Annotated in this window: 23 protein-coding genes and 2 pseudogenes; 21 read left to right on the top strand and 4 right to left on the bottom strand. The window is 68.5% G+C overall.

What is annotated here, in order from left to right; all coding sequences use genetic code 11:
* Positions 1–116 precede the first annotated feature (116 nt).
* From ACFYO2_RS45455 to ACFYO2_RS45440, 4 genes and pseudogenes are all read left to right on the top strand, one after another.
* Entirely contained in the window at positions 117–296 is a 180-nt protein-coding gene (locus ACFYO2_RS45455) for a hypothetical protein (RefSeq protein ID WP_388362271.1), read from the top strand.
* A gap of 278 nt (positions 297–574) precedes the next feature.
* The gene (locus ACFYO2_RS45450) at positions 575–1,036 is read left to right on the top strand and encodes a PIN domain-containing protein (RefSeq protein ID WP_388362268.1); all 462 of its coding nucleotides are present in this window, start codon (positions 575–577) and stop codon (positions 1,034–1,036) included.
* A complete protein-coding gene (locus ACFYO2_RS45445; RefSeq protein ID WP_388362265.1) occupies positions 972–1,175 on the top strand; it encodes a DUF5996 family protein in 204 nt (67 codons plus the stop codon). Before ACFYO2_RS45450 ends, ACFYO2_RS45445 begins: the two co-directional genes overlap by 65 nt.
* A gap of 148 nt (positions 1,176–1,323) precedes the next feature.
* Positions 1,324–1,773: pseudogene (locus ACFYO2_RS45440) on the top strand (SPFH domain-containing protein); the annotation flags it as partial.
* A gap of 135 nt (positions 1,774–1,908) precedes the next feature.
* Here the strand turns inward: ACFYO2_RS45440 and ACFYO2_RS45435 are convergent.
* Entirely contained in the window at positions 1,909–2,604 is a 696-nt protein-coding gene (locus tag ACFYO2_RS45435) for a helix-turn-helix transcriptional regulator (RefSeq protein ID WP_388362276.1), read from the bottom strand.
* Between the two features lie 83 nt (positions 2,605–2,687).
* Between ACFYO2_RS45435 and ACFYO2_RS45430 the strand changes: the two genes are divergently transcribed.
* The 11 genes from ACFYO2_RS45430 (at position 2,688) to ACFYO2_RS45380 (ending at position 11,379) form a co-directional block, all read left to right on the top strand.
* Positions 2,688–3,119, top strand: a complete 432-nt coding sequence (locus tag ACFYO2_RS45430) for a hypothetical protein (RefSeq protein WP_388362262.1) — start codon at positions 2,688–2,690, stop codon at positions 3,117–3,119.
* A gap of 182 nt (positions 3,120–3,301) precedes the next feature.
* Positions 3,302–3,697, top strand: coding sequence for a hypothetical protein (locus tag ACFYO2_RS45425; protein ID WP_388362260.1), 396 nt, complete (start codon positions 3,302–3,304; stop codon positions 3,695–3,697).
* A complete protein-coding gene (gene tal / locus ACFYO2_RS45420; protein ID WP_388362257.1) occupies positions 3,694–4,809 on the top strand; it encodes a transaldolase in 1,116 nt (371 codons plus the stop codon). Before ACFYO2_RS45425 ends, tal begins: the two co-directional genes overlap by 4 nt.
* 202 nt (positions 4,810–5,011) lie before the next feature.
* Complete coding sequence (locus ACFYO2_RS45415) at positions 5,012–6,262, top strand: NAD(P)/FAD-dependent oxidoreductase (protein ID WP_388362254.1); 1,251 nt, start codon at positions 5,012–5,014, stop codon at positions 6,260–6,262.
* 114 nt (positions 6,263–6,376) lie between these two features.
* A complete protein-coding gene (locus ACFYO2_RS45410; RefSeq protein WP_388362252.1) occupies positions 6,377–7,099 on the top strand; it encodes a helix-turn-helix transcriptional regulator in 723 nt (240 codons plus the stop codon).
* Between the two features lie 10 nt (positions 7,100–7,109).
* The gene (locus ACFYO2_RS45405; RefSeq protein ID WP_388362250.1) at positions 7,110–7,346 is read left to right on the top strand and encodes a hypothetical protein; all 237 of its coding nucleotides are present in this window, start codon (positions 7,110–7,112) and stop codon (positions 7,344–7,346) included.
* Between the two features lie 214 nt (positions 7,347–7,560).
* Positions 7,561–7,851: a hypothetical protein gene (locus tag ACFYO2_RS45400; protein WP_388362247.1), complete on the top strand. Its 291-nt coding sequence runs from the start codon at positions 7,561–7,563 to the stop codon at positions 7,849–7,851.
* A 228-nt stretch (positions 7,852–8,079) separates the two neighbouring features.
* Positions 8,080–9,864, top strand: a complete 1,785-nt coding sequence (locus ACFYO2_RS45395) for a glycoside hydrolase family 15 protein (protein ID WP_388362245.1) — start codon at positions 8,080–8,082, stop codon at positions 9,862–9,864.
* Positions 9,861–10,343 (top strand): hypothetical protein, encoded by a 483-nt coding sequence (locus ACFYO2_RS45390; protein ID WP_388362243.1) that lies wholly within the window; start codon positions 9,861–9,863, stop codon positions 10,341–10,343. The genes ACFYO2_RS45395 and ACFYO2_RS45390 overlap by 4 nt, the downstream gene beginning before the upstream one ends.
* A 133-nt stretch (positions 10,344–10,476) precedes the next feature.
* Positions 10,477–10,971 (top strand): VOC family protein, encoded by a 495-nt coding sequence (locus tag ACFYO2_RS45385; protein WP_388362240.1) that lies wholly within the window; start codon positions 10,477–10,479, stop codon positions 10,969–10,971.
* 45 nt (positions 10,972–11,016) lie between these two features.
* Positions 11,017–11,379, top strand: coding sequence for a DUF488 domain-containing protein (locus tag ACFYO2_RS45380; RefSeq protein WP_388362238.1), 363 nt, complete (start codon positions 11,017–11,019; stop codon positions 11,377–11,379).
* Positions 11,380–11,388: 9 nt separating this feature from the next.
* On the opposite strand, the gene ACFYO2_RS45375 is transcribed toward ACFYO2_RS45380, so the two are convergent.
* The 3 genes and pseudogenes from ACFYO2_RS45375 to ACFYO2_RS45365 all read right to left on the bottom strand — a co-directional run bounded on the left by ACFYO2_RS45375 (position 11,389) and on the right by ACFYO2_RS45365 (position 12,789).
* Positions 11,389–11,559: a hypothetical protein gene (locus ACFYO2_RS45375; protein ID WP_388362235.1), complete on the bottom strand. Its 171-nt coding sequence runs from the start codon at positions 11,557–11,559 to the stop codon at positions 11,389–11,391.
* A gap of 402 nt (positions 11,560–11,961) precedes the next feature.
* Positions 11,962–12,060 (bottom strand): annotated as a pseudogene (locus ACFYO2_RS45370) (LysR family transcriptional regulator); the annotation flags it as partial.
* Positions 12,061–12,105: 45 nt separating this feature from the next.
* Entirely contained in the window at positions 12,106–12,789 is a 684-nt protein-coding gene (locus ACFYO2_RS45365) for a GntR family transcriptional regulator (RefSeq protein WP_388362232.1), read from the bottom strand.
* 108 nt (positions 12,790–12,897) lie between these two features.
* Here ACFYO2_RS45365 and ACFYO2_RS45360 point away from each other — a divergent pair, with 108 nt between their 5' ends.
* The 6 genes from ACFYO2_RS45360 (at position 12,898) to ACFYO2_RS45335 (ending at position 21,150) form a co-directional block, all read left to right on the top strand.
* Positions 12,898–14,064: a mandelate racemase/muconate lactonizing enzyme family protein gene (locus ACFYO2_RS45360; protein ID WP_388362230.1), complete on the top strand. Its 1,167-nt coding sequence runs from the start codon at positions 12,898–12,900 to the stop codon at positions 14,062–14,064.
* 181 nt (positions 14,065–14,245) lie between these two features.
* Positions 14,246–15,586 (top strand): cation:dicarboxylate symporter family transporter, encoded by a 1,341-nt coding sequence (locus ACFYO2_RS45355; RefSeq protein WP_388362227.1) that lies wholly within the window; start codon positions 14,246–14,248, stop codon positions 15,584–15,586.
* Between the two features lie 635 nt (positions 15,587–16,221).
* The gene (locus ACFYO2_RS45350) at positions 16,222–17,970 is read left to right on the top strand and encodes a CocE/NonD family hydrolase (RefSeq protein ID WP_388362225.1); all 1,749 of its coding nucleotides are present in this window, start codon (positions 16,222–16,224) and stop codon (positions 17,968–17,970) included.
* Positions 17,967–19,610: an AMP-binding protein gene (locus ACFYO2_RS45345; protein WP_388362223.1), complete on the top strand. Its 1,644-nt coding sequence runs from the start codon at positions 17,967–17,969 to the stop codon at positions 19,608–19,610. The genes ACFYO2_RS45350 and ACFYO2_RS45345 overlap by 4 nt, the downstream gene beginning before the upstream one ends.
* A complete protein-coding gene (locus ACFYO2_RS45340; protein WP_388362221.1) occupies positions 19,607–20,395 on the top strand; it encodes an enoyl-CoA hydratase/isomerase family protein in 789 nt (262 codons plus the stop codon). Before ACFYO2_RS45345 ends, ACFYO2_RS45340 begins: the two co-directional genes overlap by 4 nt.
* Positions 20,392–21,150, top strand: coding sequence for an SDR family oxidoreductase (locus ACFYO2_RS45335; RefSeq protein WP_388362218.1), 759 nt, complete (start codon positions 20,392–20,394; stop codon positions 21,148–21,150). Before ACFYO2_RS45340 ends, ACFYO2_RS45335 begins: the two co-directional genes overlap by 4 nt.
* Positions 21,151–21,351 lie beyond the last annotated feature (201 nt).

Raw genomic sequence — 21,351 nt, 5'->3', positions numbered from 1 at the left:
CCGTCGAATACGAGACCAACCACTACATGCAATCCACGAAACCCCAGGTCACAACCACAATCTGAGATCTCTACCGAACCCGGGGCGGTTCAGACCGTACCGTGAGGAGCACTTGCATGCTGTTGAGGCTCGGAACGACCTGCGTTGAGACGATCACGCTGCTGGACCGCCTGACCGGCCAAGGGCTCAACGACGTCCAGAACTCCGTACCGCATGTTGTCGGCACCACGGTGACCGGCATGCCCCAGGAACACTGGGACGCTTTCGCTCGGATGCTGCGCATGTACGACGAGTGAACACTTCAGGCCGGGACCGAGCTGCTGGAGGTGTTCGCCGACCGATCGGTGGCGACCCGGCTGCGGGGCGAGCGGTACAACGCGATCATGCACGGTCAGTTCACCGCCGACCGGCACACGTTCCTGATGAACACCGAGTTGCAGGAACTTCGCAGTCACTTCATGGAGTTGGCCAACGAACTGCGCCGGACACAGGAACGCTTCCCCCGCCACCAGGTGCGGACGGTCGTGCTGGACACCAACGACCTGCTGCACTACATGCCCTTCGACAAGATCCCGTGGCAGCGGCTCTTCGGCCGCGGCACATCCGTGATGATCCCGCACGTCGTGATCGACGAGATCGACAAGAAGTCGTCGACACCCGCGACACCGGTGTCCGGAAGCGGGCGCGCGCCGTCTTCGCGCTGCTGGAGCAGACCCTGGCCCAGATCGAGGCCGACGGCCACGCGGTGGTGCACGAGGACACCGTCGTCGACATCCTCCTGGACGAGCCCGGGCACGTGCGGCTGCCGAACAACGACGATGGGATCGTCGCGCGCGCCTGCTATCTGCTGCAGGCCATCGCCCCCGCACCGGTCACGGTGGTCACCGGGGACAACGGGATGCGGGCTCGCGCGCTGTCCTGGGGGCTGAAGGCCAAGGTCCTGGACGAGAAGTACAAGATCGAGCGGCTGAGTGCGGCGGAGAAGGCAGCCAACGAGCAGACCATCACGTTCGACGTGCCCGACGACCCGCGCTGAGCCAGACCCGCGCGCTGCCGTGCTCGCCTTCTACGACAGTGCCTACCGGGCCGGAGCCGGGCGCGCCAACTGGGACGTGGCCGGGCTGGCCTGTCCTGGAGGGATAACGGACCAGCACCTGGCAGCTCCGCCCGCCTGATCGCGGCTCGGGCCGCGCTCGCCCCTACTCCGGCCCGGCCACAATTCGCGACTGGGCAATCCGGCCGTTCCCGTTCGCCTGTGGGGCCTTCAGTGCAGGCGCCCCCGTGTGTCGAAAGGCACTTTGTCCTTGGGCCCAGGCACCGGCGGCCGAGGGGCAGCGCCAGTCGCAGATTCTCACCGCCGAAGGCGACAAGCAGGCTGCCGTCCTTCGCGCGGAGGGCAACCGCACTGCCGCGATCCTCCAGGCCGAGGGCCAGTCCCGGGCTATCGACGAGGTGTTCCAGGCCGTGCACCGCAACGACCCCGATCCCAAGCTGCTCGCCTACCAGTATCTCCAGATGCTGCCCCAACTCGCGCAGGGCTCGGGCAGCACCTTCTGGGTGATCCCCCAGCGAGGTCAACTCCGCACTCCAGGGCGTGTCGCGCGCCTTCAGCGAGGTGCTTCCCCAGTCACCGGCCACCCGCGAAAACCCTCGGACGACAGCGCTTCGAAGGCCACCACCGACGCGGCACAGGCCGCAGAAGCCGCGGCAGAGGCCGTCGCCGACGCAGCCAGGGCCGACGGCGTCACCTCCGGCGCCATCCCCACCCCCTAGCCGACGGCGGATGAGGACCACCGAACATCCATGACTCGGCCTGCCGACATAGGGCATGACCGCCAACAAGTCGGGCACGCCGCAGGCCGGCCGTGTGCCGTGACGCGGACCGGTCGACGTCACACCGCCAGTCACTCACGCCGCTTGACTGCCAGTTGGGGAAGCCGGCTGCAGACGGACGCAGCACCGGCCCGACACCGGTGCCAGGCACGCCTCGAGTCCGCTCCCGCTCAACGCCTTCAGCACCCCGCGCAGCAGATGCAGGTTCATCCCGCACACCGTCTCGGTGTGCTCACGCGCCAGCACATGGAAGGGGCAATTGCCCAGCACGATCGCGTCCCCGTCGTGGCGCGGCTCGAAGCCGTGGCGCTCCAGCAGGTCCGTCACGCTGGTGGCTTCCTGCGCGCCCAGCTGCTCGCCCAGTTCCGTCGCCTTGCGGTGCAGCACCACACGGACCGGCTCGCCTGTCGCTTCGGATTCCTCGACCGCGCGGGCCAGCAGCCGCCCGGCCAGCTCGTAGTGCCGCTCGGGAAGGCTGACACTGACCTGTCTGCCCGAGCGGCAGTACAGCTTCGCGGGCCGGCCCGCGCCGGGGCCGCTGCGCCCGCTGCGCCGCTCGTACACCACCTCCAGCAGCCCCTGATCGGCCAACCGGTCCAGGTGGAAGGCCGCCGTCTGCCGCGCCAGCCCGAGGGCCTGGGCCGCCTCGTCCCGGCCGACCGGAGCGGACTGACGCACCACGTGCTCGTACAGCCGCCGACGCGTCGGCTCGTCCAGAGCCGCGACTGCGGAAACGTCACCGGGTGCTTCCTTCGAGTGGTCCACGAACACCAGTGTAAAACCAACAGCCATTGACTAAAGAGACGGGGCGCGCTTCTATCGATAGTGAATGTTGTCGATAGAAGGAGCGCGTCATGTCGACCACCACCACCGCGCCGGTCACACCCCGGCGCGCCCTGGCCGCCGACCCCGCCGACCAGGCGTTCTGGATCCTGCGGACGGGGTTCACCGTGGCCCCGGTCCTGTTCGGCCTGGACAAGTTCACGAACCTGCTCGTGGACTGGCCGGCCTACCTCGCCCCGTGGATCAACGACTTGGTTCCGGGCAGCGCCCAGGCCGCCATGTACGCCGTCGGCGTCATCGAGATCGTCGCAGGCATCACCGTCGCCGTGGCCCCGCGGTTCGGGGGCTGGCTGGTGGCCGGGTGGCTCGCCGGCATCATCGTCAACCTGCTGACCAGCCCAGCCCACTACGACATCGCCCTGCGCGACTTCGGACTCCTGCTCGGCGCCGTCGCCCTGGCCCGGCTCGCCGAGCGGCACCACGCCAAGCGGCAGCCCCGCTGACCCGAACCCCCTCGCACATCCTGGCGGGTGAGCGACAGCGTCCCGCTCACCCGCCTTGGAACCAGCACTGCAACGGGCATCGCGGAAGCTCGCAGATGGCTTCGGCAACCTCAGCCGCTGATCACCGTCCGGCCCGGCGCAGCGCGCCGATCTCAGCCCACCGGACGGGGCAGGCAGAGCACATGCCCGATATGGGCGCAATGGAGATACTTGAGACTCCGGTCCTGGAACTACTCATCCGCGGTGCGGTCGTCTCTCTGGTGTTGATGGTTCTCATGCGCATCACCGGGCAGAGCGAAGCCGGCGGTCTGCGACTGACCGACGTGCTTCTCGTCGTACTCATCGCCGAAGCCGTCACAGGAGGACTCATACGGGGACTGCAGGCCGTCGGGATCGGCGCGGTCCTCGCTGCCCGTCCGGGCCGGTGCTGTGTGGAGCTGCGCGCCGTATCCGGCGGTGCGAGCGTGCCCGACCCCGCCACCGAGGTGTATGCGAAGGAGATCTGTGCCTGGCCCGCAGAGGATGCGGGCAGCACGTCGACGGCATGGCGTGAAGCGACGCAAGGGAGAAGACCATGAGTGAGAACCTGGACCGCCTGGCCGCCGAAGGCGTAGCGGTCTGGCTGGATGATCTGAGCCGGGAGCGGCTCGCCGGTGGCGGGCTGGCCGACTTGGTGCGTGACCAGCGGGTGGTGGGCATCACCAGCAATCCGACGATCTTCGCCAAGGCGATCCGCTCAGGTGCCCGCCACGACGAGCAGGTTGGTGATCTTGCCCGGCGCGGGGTGCGGGTCGAGGAAGCCGTCAGGCTGCTGACCGCGTTCGACGTGCGCTGGGCCTGTGACGTACTGCGCCCGGTGTACGAGGCCAGTGACGGGGTGGACGGGCGGGTGTCGCTCGAGGTGGACCCGCGCGTCGCTCACGATACGGCGGCAACGATCGCCGAGGCACGGGCCCTGTGGTGGCTGGTGGACCGGCCGAACCTGTTCGTGAAGATCCCTGCCACGCAGAAGGGTCTGGAGGCGATCAGCACGGCGCTCGCCGAGGGCATCAGTATCAACGTGACGCTGATCTTCTCTCTGGACCGATACGACCAGGTGCTTCGCGCCTTTCTGGACGGCATGGACGAGGCGCATGCGGCGGGGCGTGACCTGGCGTCCATCGCGTCGGTGGCCTCCTTCTTCGTCAGCCGGGTGGACACCGAAGTCGACAGCAGACTGGACAAGATCGGCACGCAGGAGGCACGAGCGCTGCGGGGGCGGGCTGCGATCGCGAACGCGCGCCTGGCCTACGAGCACTTCGAGCAGGCGTGCGCCTCACCCCGGTGGAAGGCGCTGGCGGCGGCCGGGATGCGCCCCCAACGCCCGCTGTGGGCCTCCACCGGGGTGAAGGACCCCTCCTACGACGACACCCGCTACGTCGACGAACTGGTGGCGCCCAGGGTGGTCAACACCATGCCGGAGCAGACCCTGCGCGTGGTCGCGGACCACGGCCGCATCCAGGGCGACACCATCCATGGCACTTATGCGGCAGCCCAGCAGGTGCTCGATGGCCTGGAGGCTGTCGGAGTGTCCTATGACGACGTGGTGCGGGTGCTGGAGGACGAGGGCGTCGCTAAGTTCACGGCCTCCGGCAATGAGCTGTTCGAGCAGATGGATGCCGAACTGCGCACCAAGCGCGCCGCCGCCTGACACATCCGGTCGCCGACCGGACGATCCCTGGGGAGCGACTTCCTGCGACCACCGGTCGGCGGACACACCGGGGGCAAATCAATCGCCGGCAGCGCAGCGCCATCGACGACGGGCCGGCCACATGCGACGCCGGCAGGGACCAGCTCGCCGAACAGACCGCCATTGCTCTGCCGACAGAGCCAACGCAGCAGAGGAGAGGAATATGGCCGCGACCACAGCATTCGTGATCGTCGGAGCCGGTCTGGCCGGTGCGAAGGCAGCGCAAACCCTCCGGGAAGAGGGCTTCGACGGCCCGATCGTGCTGCTCGGAGAGGAGAATGAGCGTCCCTACGAACGGCCGCCTCTCTCCAAGGGCTACCTGCTGGGCAAGGACGAGCGTGACACGGTCTACGTCCACCCTTCCCAGTGGTACGCCGAGCACGACGTCGACCTGCGCCTGGGTGCCACCGTCACCGCGATCGACCCGTCCGGACATGAGGTGGCGCTCGCTGACGGCAGCCGCCTCGGCTACGCGAAGCTGCTCCTGACCACCGGCTCCTCACCGCGCCGCCTGCCCGTGCCCGGAGCCGACCTCGACGGGGTGCACTACCTGCGCCGGCTCGCTGACAGCGACCGCATCAAGAAGTCCTTCGAGTCCGCATCCCGCATCGCGGTGATCGGCGCCGGCTGGATCGGCCTGGAGACCGCGGCCGCCGCCCGTACGGCCGGTCTCGAGGTCACGGTGCTGGAGGCCGCGGAGCTGCCTCTGCTGCGCGTGCTGGGCCGCGAAGTGTCCCAGATCTTCGCCGACCTGCACACCGATCACGGGGTCGACCTGCGCTTCTGCGTCCAGGTCGCCGAGATCACCGGCACCGGAGGCAGGGCGAACGGCGTACTGCTGGCCGACGGCAGCCGCATCGACGCCGACGCGGTCATCGTCGGGGTCGGCATCACGCCCAACACCCAGCTCGCCACCGCCGCCGGCCTTGACGTCGACAACGGCATCCGCGTCGACGCCCACCTGCGCACGTCCCACCCGCACATCTACGCCGCCGGGGACGTCGCCAGCGCCTTCCACCCACTGCTCGGCAAACACATCCGCGTCGAACACTGGGCCAACGCCCTCAACCAGCCCCAGACCGCGGCCAAGGCGATACTCGGCCAGGACGTCACCTACGACCGCGTTCCGTACTTCTTCACCGACCAGTACGACCTGGGCATGGAATACACCGGCTACGTCGAACCCGGCGGATACGACCAGGTGGTCTTCCGCGGCCGAACCGAGACCCGCGAGTTCATCGCCTTCTGGCTCGCCGAATCACGCGTACTGGCGGGCATGAACGTCAACGTCTGGGACGTCACGGACCCGATCCGCGCCCTGGTCACCTCCAGGCACCAGATCGACCCCGCCCGGCTCGCCGACCCCGGCGTACCTCTGGACGACCTCCTCGACCGTCCCGACTCCACGGGGTGACTCCGAATGCGGCACCGGTCAAGCTGAGGCCCACCGAGCGTGACCACGCGTTCGCTGCCGCCCTGTCCTCCGCTGGGTGGAGAGGGGCGACCGGGGGGCGAAAGGACGGCGATCATGAAGGGCGATCAGCGCGAATCCCCACGCCGCCGCGCCGTGCTCGACGCACTGCGGAGCGCCGATGCACCGGTGGGCGTCAACGACGTCGCCGAAACGGTGGGCGTCCATCCCAACACCGTCCGCTTCCACCTGGATGCGCTGGTGACGCAAGGCGCCGTGGATTGGGCGCTGGAGGAATCGTCCGGGCCTGGGCGCCCCCGCACGGTCTACTCTCCCCGGAAAGGAATGGACCGTGGCGGCAAGCGCGGCTATCAAATGCTGGCCCGGATCCTGCTCAGTCAACTCGCATCTGCTGGGCCCGATGCCGAGTCTGCAGCCATCGAAGCCGGCCGCGCCTGGGGGCAGCACCTGATGCCACCGGCACCCCCATTCCACGATGTCACCGATCACGAAGCGGTCGACCGGCTCACCGAACTTCTCTCCGACCTCGGTTTCGACCCGATGGCCGACGGCAACCCCGGTGAAGCACCCGAACGCATCCGTTTGCGGCACTGCCCCTTCCTGGAACTCGCCGAGGAATACGGCCAGATCGTGTGCCCCCTCCACCTGGGCCTCATGAGAGGCGCGCTGGCAGAGCTACGCGCTCCCGTCGCCGCTGACAGGCTCGAGCCGTTCGCCGAACCCGATGTCTGCCTCGCCCACCTCACCCCTGCCCGCCCCGCTCAGGACGCTGCCGCAGCCGACCCACGGATCGAAGAAGGAACGTCACTACGCACCTGAGGAGAATCGGATGACCGAAGTTTCGAGCCCTCATATCGCGGCACCACGGATCACGGTGCTGGGAGTTCAGCCCGGCGATCCGCCCTTCCGCATCGTGGAGATCGACGGAGAGGTGGTCGCTGCGGCAACATCAATGACGGACGTGCTCCTCGCCGCCGCCGATGCTGGTATCCCAGTCCACGACCTCGATGACCCGAGCGTGGTTCGGTGGGTACGCGGCGGCAAGTTCACGTGGAGGTTGCACTAGGCATCACCACTGTCCAGGGCGGCTTCGCCTCGACACGTGGCGGCCGATGAAGCCCGCGGTTCGCGTTCTCCGGTGTACGCATACAGCCTTCGGCAGGCCAGCCCGTATCGCCAACAGCCGGGAGCACGCGCGGCGGCGCTTGGCCGACCCCACAGGCGTCATCAGCAGAATGAGCCGGCACTCCGGGTTTCCAACATGCGAGTAAGGTATCGATATGTCTGATCACTCCCTAGATTTCGAGGTTCAGTCACTGGGGGACCACGAATACCTGCTCTCGGTCCCAGGAGACTCGGGGGAGGCTGGGCCCCGGTTGCGGGCCAGCCCCGACGTCCTGGAGGACTTGGGCGTCGACAGCACCGCCGAGCAACTCGTCATCCGGGAGACGGTCGCATTCCTGCTCGATCATCAACCGGTCATGGATCTCCCTGCGATGATCGATCTAGAAGATGTCGCTGCGGCCTACGACGGCTACGTCGATGAACTGCGACAACGGCTGTCCTCTTGAGCGGCAACCTCACCTGTTCCCGCCGGTGTTCGCGAGTAGCCAATCCAGGCAAACCCGGCCGACAGCGACACGGCCCTTGGCGGCCTCGGCCAGCGGGCCGGCCCAAGGGAAGGGTGTCTTTCGATGACTGCTACGCCTTCCAGGCCGGGGCCGGCACGGCCAGCGCCGGACACGCCGTGCAGTGGACGGACGAGCCTGCCTGACTCCACCGCTGCCGCGTCAGCACGGGTGGACGGGTATGCGGAACTGCGGGATTACGCGGTGATCGGGGACGGCCGCTCCGCTGCGCTCATCGCCCGCGATGGCTCGGTGGACTGGCTGGCCTGGCCAGACCTGGATTCGCCGGCCATGTTCACCGCCGTGCTCGATCACGTTCGCGGCGGCAAATTCCTCCTCCAGCCCGACGTGCCCTACTCCGCCGCCCGCCGCTACCTGCCCGGCACCAACGTGCTGGAGACGACGTTCACCACCACAGACGGCACCGTCCGGCTCACCGACGCTCTGACCCTTCCCGACACGACCTCTTTGGCACCCGGACGGGAACTGGTCCGGCGGATCGAGGGCCTCGCGGGCAGCGTCCCCATGCGGTGGAGCGTTACGCCGCGCTTCGGCTACGGTGGCTGCCCACCGCACTTGGCACGCCGGGCAGGCGTCCCGGTCGCCACCTGCGGCCCGGACGCGGTCGGGGTCTGCGCCTTCAACGCCGGCCAACCGCAGTGCACAGCCGACGCCATCACCGGCCAGTTCCGAACCGATACCGGCACCCACGCCTTGATCACGGTGGCGTACGCATACCAGGAACCGCTGGTCCTCCCCACGCGCGCGGAGTGCGAGGCCCGGCTGGAGCACACGACCGCCACCTGGCGACAGTGGACGCAGGAGCGTACCTACACCGGGCCATGGCGCGAGGCGGTACTGCGCAGCGCCCTGGCTCTCAAGCTCCTGGTCTTCGCCCCCTCCGGCGCGGTCGCCGCCGCCGCAACCTGCTCGCTGCCGGAATCCATCGGCGGCGAACGCAACTGGGACTACCGCTTCAGCTGGATCCGCGACTCGGCCTTCACCCTGGACGCCTTCCTGAAACTGGGCTGCGCGCCGGAAGCGACCGGCTACTTCTGGTGGCTGATGCACGCCTCCCAGCTCTCCCACCCTCGCCTGCACGTCCTGTACTGCCTCGACGGCGGCAGCCGGGCACCCGAGAGGACCCTTCCGCTGTCGGGCTACCGAGGCTCGGGGCCTGTGCGCGTCGGCAACGCAGCCGCCGACCAACTGCAGCTCGATACGTACGGGGAACTGCTGCAGACCGCCTGGCTGTACACCACCGTCGGCCACCGGCTCGACGCTGACATCGCCCGCAGACTGGCCGAGACCGCCGACTTCATCTGCACGATCTGGCAGCAGCCGGACGCGGGCATCTGGGAGGTGCGCAGCGACCCCGAACACTTCACTCAGTCGAAGATGATGTGCTGGATCACCCTCGACCGCGCTCTCGACCTGGCCGAGCGGCATCTGATCCCCGACCGACACGCGGCCCGGTGGCGGCGCGAACGACAGGCCATCGCCGACTTCGTCGACGACCGATGCTTCAGCCCGCGGCTGAACACCTACGTGCGCGCTGCCGGCAGCGACGACCTGGATGCCGGTCTCCTGCTCGGGCTGCTCCACGGCTACCGCCCGCCCGACGACCCGCGCATGCTCGGCACCCTCGCCGCCATCCAGCAGACCCTGCAGGACGGCCCCTACGTCAACCGCTACCTCGGCTCCGACGGCGTCCCCGGCAGCGAGGGCGCCTTCTTTGCCTGCTCCTTCTGGCTCGCCGAATCCCTCGCCCGATGCGGCCGCGCCGACGAGGCCGCCCATCTCATGGACCAGCTCGTGGCCCTGGCCAACGATGTCGGCCTCTACAGCGAGGAGATCGACCCCGCCACCGGCGCGTTCCTCGGCAACCTGCCCCAGGGCCTGTCCCACCTGACCCTGATCAGCGCCGCCTGCGCGATCGGGGAGGCCACCCGATGAGCATCTGGGCCGCGCTGGCCGGCGGGTTCGTCGGCACCCTGGTACTGACCACCAGCCTTCGCGCCGCCAACGCCTTCAACCTCACCCGCATCGACCTGCCGTTCCTGCTCGGCACCGCCTTCACCAGCGACCGGACCCGCGCCAAAGCCCTCGGCTACGGCGCCCACTTCCTCAACGGCCAGATCTTCGCCCTGCTGTACTACGCGGTTTTTGCCGCCATCGGCTACAGCAGCTGGTGGCTGGGCAGCGTCTTCGGCCTCGTCCACGGCCTGTTCGCCGCCACCGCGCTGGTCAACATCCTGCTGCCCCTCGTCCACCCGCGCATGGGCACACCCCAAACCAGTGCCCCCCACGTCGCGCTGCTCGAACCACCCGGCTTCCTCATGCTCAACTACGGCCGCAGCACACCCGCCGTCACGCTCGTCGCCCACCTCGCCTACGGCACCATCATCGGAGGGTTCCTTGCATGGCCGGGCTGACACCCCCCACCGCCGCCGCTCAGGGGCCGGCCGGGCGCTTCCGGCGCGCAGGACACAGGCCGGGTAGCGTAGAACCGGAAGCACGAACCGGACACGAAGCCCCCGAACTGCGGTCGAAGGCGGAAGGGTCCTTATGGCACATCCACAGGAAGCGGCGGCGTCCTCCGGCCCGCACCCTGCGCCGATTCCCGCAGATTCGACCGGTAGCGCACCAGACACGCGCGGGCCGCGGCTGGCCTCGGTCGTGGTGTTCGTCCACGACCATGACGCCTCGGCGGACTTCTACGGCGAGCTCCTGAAAATGGAGGTCAGGGTCCGTACCACCACTGCCGCGTTGCTCGTGGGACACAACGGCTTCCAGGTATACCTACGCGCCGTGGGCTCGAAAGCTGCCCACCCGGTGGGCCACGTAGGCGCGCAGTACGTGATCTGGACGGCGGACGGCCCCGACGACTTCCAGCGGTGTGAGCGCGTGCTCAGAGCCCGGTCCGACCATGTGAACACCAGGCACGGTGACGGCTTCACCGTCATCGAGGGACGAGATCCCAGCGGCCTGCCAGTGCTGGTGGCCTACCCAGGACCGGACGAAGTCGCGCGGCTCGAGATCATCTCTCGTATCTACGTGTGACGCCGAGAACAAGCGGAGTGCTCAGCTCACGAGGAGGGCCCCTCCATGGCACACAAGAGGACGGTGCACGTCCGCCGCGTCTACGAGGATCCGGCACAGGCGGACGGCGCCAGGGTACTGGTCGACCGGATCTGGCCCCGGGGAATGACCAAGGAGAAAGCCCACCTCGACGAGTGGTGCAAGCAGGTGGCGCCGTCCACGGAGCTGCGCAAGTGGTACAGCCATGACCCCGAACGATTCGCGGAATTTCGCCGCCGCTACCGGAGCGAACTCAAAGATCCCCAGCACTCAGACGGGCTGGCGCACCTGCGCGACCTCGCCAGGGACCGGACCCTGACGCTACTCACCGCAACCAAGAATCCCGAAATCAGCGAAGCCGAGGTGCTCGCCGAGCTGCTCCGGGGCTGACAGCGCGGGTCAGCCGAGCTTCACGCCCGCAGTGGACCCACAGAAGGCCACTGAAACCTTCGCCCCGAACGACTGAGACAGGCGTTTTTCCAGTTGCCGCACACGGGCGGCCAGGCGGTTGTTGCGTTCCAGGGCGTTGGCCAGGTCGGTCTGCAGCGAGGCACGGCTGACTTCCGTCATCACTCCTTCCCCCGCCGGGGCAGTGGCAGCGGCGTGGACGCGTTCGAGCAGGTCACGGTGGCGGTAGAGGAAGGTACGGTCAACCCGGGCGGCCACACCAGGGCATTGCGAACGCCCGCCCGCTGCACCCGTTACCCGCGCCGATCACCGATCCAGACCAGATCGCTGGCCTTGACATACGACAACACGAGCGCCTCGGCGGCATCCTCCACGAGTACCAGCATGCCGCGTGAACTGCGCGGATGAGATTTCCGGCAAGCGCACCGTTGGCGAACTCCTACTGACGCTGCGGTCGGGCAGCCTGCACGTGCGTTTCGCAGGGCGAACTTGACGAACGCACCGAAGAGCTTGAGGCGGCTCGTGCGGCCAATCGTGAGATGATCCGGGCGCTGAACCACCGCCCCGCTTTAGGGGTGGCTGCGAGACGTGCAGGGCGAAGGCACGGTTGAAGCCGCCGGAGTCGACGACTGCCAGGAAATACTCCAGCTCACGCACTTCCATCAGTCCTCTCCCCTCATGCATCACGACGGCGCCGGTCGCCGCGCGTTACGTCACGCGAAGGCCCTCGCGGTCTTCGAGGGCGCTGATGGCGGTGGCGGTGAGGCTGTGGGTGATGTGGCCTCGCATCAGCTGGGCAGCTTCGGCGGCGCGGCCGTCCACGATGAGGGAGACAAGTTGGTGGTGTTCCTGTAGGTCCCTGGTGCGGGGTTCGTCACCGGGCGGGAGCTCGAGGCCGAGGCGCCGGTAGCGATCGGACTTGTCCCACAGGTCATCCAGGAGACGGATGAGGACGTCGTTGTGGGAGGCCCGGTACAGCGCCTGGTGGAAGGCGCGGTGGGCCGTGAGTGCCTCTTCCCCCCATTGGCGGGTGACGGGGAGGAGTTCGTCGACGGCGGCCTGCATGGTGGCGATGTCGTCGTCGGTGCGTCGCTGGGCGGCGAGTTCGGCGGCGGTCGGGTCCAGGGACAGGCGGACCTCGAAAAGCTGACGGGCTTCGTTCGAGTTCATGACGGAGACCCGGACGTCGCGATGGGTTTCGACGGTGACGAGTCCTTCGCTGCTGAGGCGGCGGATGGCCTCGCGCAGGGGCGTGATGCTCATGTTGAGGGACTCGGCGAGGTCGTACTGGGCGAGCCGTGACCCGGCAGGGAGAGTGCCGGAGAGGATCCGATCGCGGAGTTCCGCGTAGGCGAGGTCGCTCTTGCTGAAGAACAGGTTCTGTCCTGCCATGGCCCCCTGACCGTCCCTTTCCGGAGGTTCTCCACCCTTGACATCCCGCAGCGGGCCAGCTCACTCTAACAGGCCTTGCATCTTATAAGATATTAGAGAGGTTCCGCAGTGAAGATCACCAACGTCTACGAGGGCGTCGTTCCGATCAGCTCCTCGATCCGCAACGCCTGGATCGACTTCAGCTCCATGGACTGCTCGATCGTGGCGATCGAGAGCGACGTCATCCGGGACGGCAAGCCCGTGGTGGGCTACGGCTTCAACTCCAACGGCCGCTACAGCGCCGGAGAGATCCTGCGCCGCCGGATCCTGCCGCGCCTCCTCGAGGCCGAGCCCGGCAGCCTGCTCGACGAGCGGGGCGGCCTGGACCACGCCAAGGCCTGGGACGTGATGATGCGTAACGAGAAGCCCGGCGGGCACGGCGAGCGCTCGGTCGCGGTCGGTGTGGTGGACATGGCCCTGTTCGACCTTGCCTCCAAGATCGAGGGCAAGCCGCTGTACCGGTATCTGTCCGAGCGCTACGGCGACGGGCAGCCCGACGACTCCGTCTTCGTCTACGCCGCCGGCGGCTACTACGCCCCGGGCAAGACCCTCACCGACCTTCAGGACGAGATGCGCGGCTTCCTCGACCTGGGCTACGACGTCGTCAAGATGAAGATCGGCGGCGCCGACCTGGCGGAGGACCTGCGCCGTATCGAGGCCGTCATCGACGTCCTGGACGGCGACGGCTCCCGGCTGGCCGTCGACGTCAACGGCCGCTTCGACCTCAACACGGCCCTGGAGTACGGGCGGGCCATCGAGCCCTACGGGCTGTTCTGGTACGAGGAGATCGGCGACCCGCTCGACTACCACCTCAACGCCACCGTCGCCGAGCACTACACCGGCTCCATCGCCACGGGCGAGAACCTCTTCTCCCTCCAGGACGCCCGCAACCTGATCCGCTACGGCGGCCTGCGCCCCGACCGCGACACCATCCAGGTCGACCCCGCGCTCTCCTACGGTCTGGTGGAGTACCTGCGCATCCAGGACATGCTCCGCCAGCACGGCTGGTCATCGAGGCGCTGCATCCCGCACGGCGGGCACCAGTTCTCCCTGCACATCGCAGCCGCCCTCAAACTCGGCGGCAACGAGTCCTACCCGGGCGAGTTCCAGCCCACCGGCGGCTTCGCCGACGACGCCGTCGTCGACAAGAGCCGCGTCCGCCTGACCGACACCCCCGGCATCGGCTTCGAGAACAAGGCCGCCTTCTACAAGGTGCTGCGCGCCCTGCACAGCTGACCGCCACCCCACCGCAGACGCGCCCGCCACCGGGCGGGCGCCGTCGGTCGGCACCGCCGGACACGGGCGCCACACACGAGACAGGCGCCACACACGAAACAGGGGGCGCGAGCCGCGTCGCGTCCCCGCACCCCCCACGGGACAGGGCTACACACGATCGTCGTGCAAGGGAGCACCAACGATGACAAGCACCACCACCGCCGGCCGCCCTCAGCGGTCACGGCTGAGCCGTCTCATACGTGAGCTGTGGTTCCAGGTCGTACTGGCCGCCGTCCTCGGCATCGCCGTCGGCATCCTCGCGCCCGGGCTGGGTGAGAATCTGAAGCCGCTCAACGACTGGTTCATCGCGCTGGTCAAGATGATCGTGATCCCGGTCGTCTTCTGCGTGGTCACCACCGGCATCGCCTCCATGGACAACCTGCGCAAGGCGGGCCGGATCGGTGTGAAGGCGATCGGCTACTTCCTCGTCCTGTCCCTGGCGTCCATGCTGATCGGGCTGGTCGTCGCCAACATCTTCCAGCCCGGCTCCGGCCTGCACGTCGACTCCTCGTCACTGAACGCCGACGACGTGCCCAAGACCGCCACCGAGCACGCCACCTTCACCGGCTTCATCTCCTCCCTCATCCCCGCCTCCCTGCTGGGCGCGATCACCGGGGATGCGATCCTGGCCGCGCTGATGGTCTCGATCGTCTTCGGTGTGGCCCTGAACATGGCCGGCGAAGAAGGGGCACCGCTGACCCGCGGCATCAAGGCGCTGTCGGACGTCGTCTTCCGCATCGTGGGCTGGGTGATGCGGCTCGCGCCCCTGGGCACCTTCGGCGCGCTGGCCACCGTGGTCGCCACCTACGGCGCCGAGAGCCTCAAACAGCTCGGCTACCTCATCATCCTGTTCACCGCGACCTGCATCATCTACGTCCTGGTCGTCCTCGGCGCCATCATGCGGGCCTGCCGCCTGAGCCTGTTCGGCCTCATCCGCTTCCTCAAGGCCGAACTGCTCGTCGCCCTCAGCACCTGTTCCAGCGAGGCCGTCCTGCCCCAGCTGGTACGCAAACTGGAGATCCTCGGCATCGGCCGGCCCGTGGTCGGCATCGTCATCCCCTCCGGGTTCTCCTTCAACCTGGACGGCTCCGCGGTCTACCTCACGATGGCCTCCCTCTTCCTGGCCCAGGCCATGGGCATCGACCTGTCCTGGCAGCAGCAGCTGATCATGGTCGGCGTCATGATGCTCACCAGCAAGGGCACCGCCGGGATCGCGGGCGGCGCGTTCATCGTCCTCGCCAGCACCGTCACCGCGGTCGGCCACATCCCGCTCGCCGCCCTCTCCCTGATCGTCGGCATCGACCGCATCCTCAACGAGGGCCGCGTCTTCATCAACGTCCTCGGCAACGCCGTCGCCACCATCGTGATCGGCAAGTGGGAGAACGACTTCGACACCGAACAGGCCCGCAAGGTCCTGCACTCCCGCACCACCACGCCGCCGCAGGCCGAATTGGACACCGCCAAGGTCGGCGCCGACACGTAGCCGTGCCCGTTGAGTGCACCCCTCGACGGCATATACGTCACCACCGGCGGCATCCTCCAGGCCGCCGTGCGCCAGCACAGATGAGGGCCCGAGGGTCCTTCCCGTGAGCACGCCCAGCGTCTCCTGCTCGATGACCATCCGGCTCGAAGTCCCGCGGCAGGCAACGCGGTCTTTCAGTTGACGGCCACGATGGAGGCGCTGGGCGGTTCAGTCACCGCCCTCGCCTCGTCAGCCGACGCCGACCGTCTCGAACGGTCCTTCCCTGAGATTCTCGACGAAGTACCTGGGCCCGGTGCTCATCGGCCGGACGGCCACCCCGGACGTCGTCTCCAGGGCCCCGGCTTGTGCCGACTGTCACCTGCCTGAACCCGCTCTAAAGCCGCCCCTCGACCGCGGCGGCATTGAGGAGCTCGCGCGAGGCGCCACGCATCGACACGCCTCGCGGCCCTTGGGGCCCCTCGCCGGATCCCGTCATCGGGAGATCTGTCCACCAGCTCAGGCGGGGGAACCCGCGCAGGTGAATCGCGGGAGCCCGACCTCCTCTCCGGTAATTCCGGTAATTGACAGGGTACGAACGTACCTCTTAACGTACCCAACATCCGGGGGCGACGCCGTCAGCTCAACGAGGAGCACCGATGCAGCACCTATACGACATAGACGTCCGGGTTCCGATGCGCGACGGCGTGGCCCTCGCCGCCAACGTGTGGCATCCGGCCGAGGGGAAGGCTCCGACGCTGCTCGTGCGCATGCCGTATGGCAAGGACGTGATGGGCATCACTCTTGGGGGGATCCTGCCCAACCTCCCCGCTTTGCTGGAGGCCGGTTACGCCGTGGTGGTGCAGGACTGCCGGGGCACCCACCGCTCGGAGGGCGAGTTCGTTCCGCATATGGCCGACCGGGCCGACGGCGAGGACACCGTCGCCTGGATCGCCGAGCAGCCGTGGTCGGATGGCACGGTGGGCATGTACGGGGCGTCCTACCTCGGGATGGTCCAGTGGGAGACCGCCGTGACCGGCGCCCCCGCCCTCAAGGCGATCGCACCGGCCTTCACCTCGATCGACAACTACGAGGCGCCCTGGTTCTCCGCAGGCGGTGCGCTCTCACTGAGCCTGGTCACGGTGTGGAACGCCATGATGTACGCGGCTGACGCGCAGCGGTCCCTGGCCGCGGGCAAGGACACTTTGTCCCAGCTGCAGCAGCTCGGGCAGGCGTTCCTGTTCCCGGAGCCGCTGAACGATGTGGTGCCGACGGCGGAGGTTCCGGTCCTGGCGGCGTACGGGAAGTGGTGGGACGACTGGATGGCCCACCCGTCCCACGACGGGTACTGGGATGCCATGGAGCTCACGCCCGAGCTCAAGAACGTCACCGCCCCGGCGCTCAACATCGGCGGCTGGTACGACCTCTACATCGGGCAGACCGTGCGCACCTACACCACCGCCCGCCAGAAGGCAGGCAGTGCGCAGGCGCGTGAGGGGCAGCGGCTGATCATCGGTCCGTGGGATCACCTCTCCACGAGTGGCGTCTATCCCGACCGCTCCTTCGGGCCGCTGGCCAGTGCCGACATGCTGGGCCTGACCGGCCTGCATGTGAAGTTCTTCGACCGCTGGCTCAGAGGCGACACCGCCGCTCTGGACGGCGTGGCGCCGGTGAAGATCTTCGTGATGGGCATCGACCAGTGGCGCGACGAGCAGGAGTGGCCGCTGCCCGACACGAGGTGGACCGACTTCCACCTCACGAGCACCGGTCACGCCAACACAGCGGGCGGCGACGGCGTGTTGACGACCGAGCCGCCGACCAGCGGCGGACACGAGACCTACCTCTACGACCCGCGCCGCCCGGTTCCCTCGGCCGGCGGAGCGTCCATGCCGACGACCTTTGGATTCTGCGGCCCGGTCGACCAGCGGACCGTCGCCGCCCGCGAGGACGTCCTGTGCTTCACCGGCCCGGTACTCGATGAGCCTGTCGAGGTGACCGGCCCGGTCAGCCTGACCCTGTTCGTCTCCTCTTCGGCGGTGGACACCGACTTCACCGCCAAGCTCGTCGACGTCTCCCCCGACGGCAAGGCGATCAACCTGTGCGACGGGATCCTGCGCACCCGCTACCGAGGCGGCCTCGCCACGGAAGAACTGATGGAGCCCGGCACGGTCTACGAGATCACCGTCGACATGACGGCCACCTCCAACGTGTTCCTTCCCGGTCACCGCATCCGCCTGGACGTCTCCAGCAGCAACTTCCCGCGCTACGACCGCAACACCAACACCGGTGGCGTCATCGCCCGGGAGGGAGAGGATCAGATGATTCCGGCGGTCAACCACATCCATCACGGGCCGAACCACCCCAGCCGCCTGGTCCTGCCGATCATCGACCGGAAGGACCAGCGATGAGCGCCGCCGACCGGGTCGCCGAGCTGACCGCGCGATTCACGGCTTCTTCCCTCGACGTGGCCTGGTTGCTGTGCGACCAGCACCCCGCCGACCGCGTGGCATTCACTGTTGTCGACGGCACCGGTGGAGCTTCCACGCTCACCTACGGCGAGCTCGCCGCCGACTCGCACCGCTGTGCCCGGGCGCTGCAAGGGCTTGGGGTCGCCCCGGGCGACCGGGTGGCGACCCTCATGGGCAAGAGCACCGACCTGGTCACCCTCATCCTTGCGATCTGGCGGCTCGGCGCGGTCTACGTCCCGCTGTTCACCGCGTTCGCGCCCCAGGCCATCGCGCTGCGTCTGGAAGGCTCCGGTGCGAACGTGGTGGTCGTCGATCCGGACCAGCGCCACAAACTCGACCCGGGCCCCGACCTGCCGGACGACCCCCAGCGCCGCGTCGTCGTCACCGGAACCGGCACGCCCCGCGGTGACGTCCTGCTGGCCGACCTCGTCGCGGTCGCGTCGCCCGAGCCGGTGCCCGCCGTCACCACCAGCGGGGACGGACCTCTGGTGCACATGTTCACCTCCGGCACCACCGGCAAGCCCAAGGGCGTCATGCATCCCGTCTCCTACATCGCCGGATGGCAGATCTACCTGGAGTACGGTCTCGGCGTCACCCGGGACAGCAGCTACTGGTGCGCCGCCGACCCCGGCTGGGCCTACGGGCTGTACGCGGCCATCGTCGCTCCGATGGCCGCCGGTATCCCCAGCCTGCTGCTGTCCGGCGGGTTCTCCCCCGAGACGACCTGGCGCACCCTCGTCGACCACCAGGTCACCGACTTCACCGCCGCCCCGACTGTGTACCGGGGACTGCGCTCCTCGTCGGTGCCGGTGCCGCAGGGGCTGCGCCTGGAACGGGCATCCAGCGCGGGCGAGCCACTGACCCCCGAGGTCAACGAGTGGGCCGGCGCCACGCTCGGCTTGGCCGTGCACGATCACTTCGGCCAGACCGAGGTCGGCATGCCCCTGGCCAACCACCACCACCCCGAACTCGCCCGCCCCCTCAAGGCCGGATCGATGGGCCGGCCGCTGCCCGGCTGGAGCCTCACCGTCCTGGCCGACGAGAAGGACGAACCCGCCGGACCAGGCGTGCTCGGCCGGGTCGCGATCGACGTCGCCGCCAGCCCGCTGATGACCTTCCGCGACTACCAGATCCCCGGGCAGAGCGGCACCAAATTCACCGCCGACGGCCGCTGGTACCTCACGGGCGACGCCGGGCGCATCGACGCCGACGGCGACTTCTTCTTCTCCTCCCGCGACGACGACGTCATCATCATGGCCGGCTACCGCATCGGGCCGTTCGAGATCGAGAGCGTCCTCGCCCAGCATCCCGCGGTCGCCGAGTGCAGTGTCATCGGCGCACCCGACGACGTACGGGGCGAGGTCATCGAGGCGTATGTCGTCCTCCGCGACGGCACCGACGCCTCACCGGATCTGGCCGCGGAGCTCCAGCTGCTGGTCAAGACCCGGTACGCCGCCCACGCCTACCCGCGCTCGATCCACTTCATCGACGCCCTGCCCAAGACGCCCAGCGGCAAGACCCAGCGCTACCTGCTGCGCAACCGCCGGCGCACCGAACTTTCCAGCCGAGAGACACAGTGACCGACACGGATCCCCTCATCGTCGAGCAACGCGGCCCCGTCCGGTGGCTGCTGCTCAACCGCCCCGAGCGGCGCAACGCCCTCGACGTCACCCTCATCGAAGCCCTCGACAAGCAGATCACCAGCGCCGAGGCCGACGCCGGAACAGCGGTCATCGCCGTGGCAGGCAGGGGGCCGAGCTTCTGCGCGGGCGGGGACTTCCACCAGTTCCTTCAGCTGCACGAGCGGGGCGAGAACCCGGTCGACTTCCTGACCGACCTATCCGCCTGCTTCAGCCGCATCACGGCCAGCCCGAAACCCTGGGTCGCCGTGCTGCACGGTCACGCCGTCGCCGGGGGCCTCGAACTCGCGCTGGCCTGCGATGTCGTCGTCGCCGCCGACACCACGCTCATCGGCGACGGCCACCTCAACCGGCGGCTGGTACCGGCCGGCGGATCCAGCGTCCGGCTGCCCGATGCGGTCGGACGCGGACTGTCCCGCTGGCTCCTGCTCACCGGCGAACTGCTGCCCGCGACCGCCTTCGCGAACACCGGCTGGATCCGCGCGATCGTGCCCGAGGCCGACCTCGACGCCACCGCCACCCACATCTGCCACCAGTTGGCCGACCGCCACAGCCCCGCCCAGCAACGGCTCAAGACACTCCTGCACCGGATCGACGGCATCCCCCCCGAGGACGCCCTGCGCGAGGAACTGGCCACCTTCGCCGACAACTGGCAGGCGAGCTCGGTGGCGGACGCCCTGCGGGCCTTCCTCGCACCCCGGACCACGAAAGCAGACACCAAGTGAATCGCTACCACGGACGCGTCGTCGCCATCACCGGCGCCGCCCAAGGCCTCGGCCTCGCCATGGCGAGGCGGTTCGCCGCAGAGGGCGCCACCGTCGCGCTGGCCGACGTCAACGAACAGGCCCTCACCGACGCCGACGCGACGATCGCCGACGCCCACGACGCGAAGCTCCGCACCGACGTGGTGGACGTGACAGACTCCGCCCAGGTCGATGCCTGGATCGCCGGTGTCACCGCCGATCTCGGCCGCCTCGACGTGCTGGTCAACAACGCCGGCATCATCCGCGACAACCGCGTCGAGGACATCACCGACGACGACTGGCACGCGGTCATCGACGTCAGCCTCACCGGCGGCTTCCACTGCGCCCGGGCCGCGTTCGGCCCCATGAAACGCCAGGGCTACGGACGCATCGTCAGCTTCTCCTCCATGTCATGGCGCGGGAACTTCGGCCAGACCAACTACGTGGCCGCCAAGGCCGGCATCGTCGGCATGACCCGCACCCTCGCACTCGAGGGCGCCCGCCACGGCATCACCGCCAACGCCATCGCCCCCGGCCTCATCGAGACCCCTATGCTCGCCTCCATGAACGGCCCCGCACGCGAGAAACTCACGAACAAGGTCCCGATGCGCCACACCGGCCGCCCCGAGGACATCGCCGAAGCCGCGGCCTTCCTCGCCAGCGAAGCCGCCGGTTACATCACCGGCATCGTCCTGGACGTGGACGGCGGCATCTCCATCGGATCCTCCATCCGGTAACCGCGAACCCGGCGGACGAGCAGGTGATCAGCCGTTGCATCGGTCTTCGTGGTCCCGCCCAGCCCCGCTGACCGGGCTAGTGACCGTGCGCATCACTGATATCGAGCGATGCTGCGGGTCACCACCACCGCGGTGGTGGTGACATCGAGCCGGGTGGACCCCTGTAGCGGAAGACGCCCACGACTGCTCCGTGCGGGGTGA

The organism is Streptomyces sp. NPDC006602, from assembly GCF_042870385.1.
GTDB lineage: Bacteria > Actinomycetota > Actinomycetes > Streptomycetales > Streptomycetaceae > Streptomyces.
Note: the sequence above shows the minus strand (reverse complement) of the source record. Positions and strands in the feature narration are given on the sequence as shown.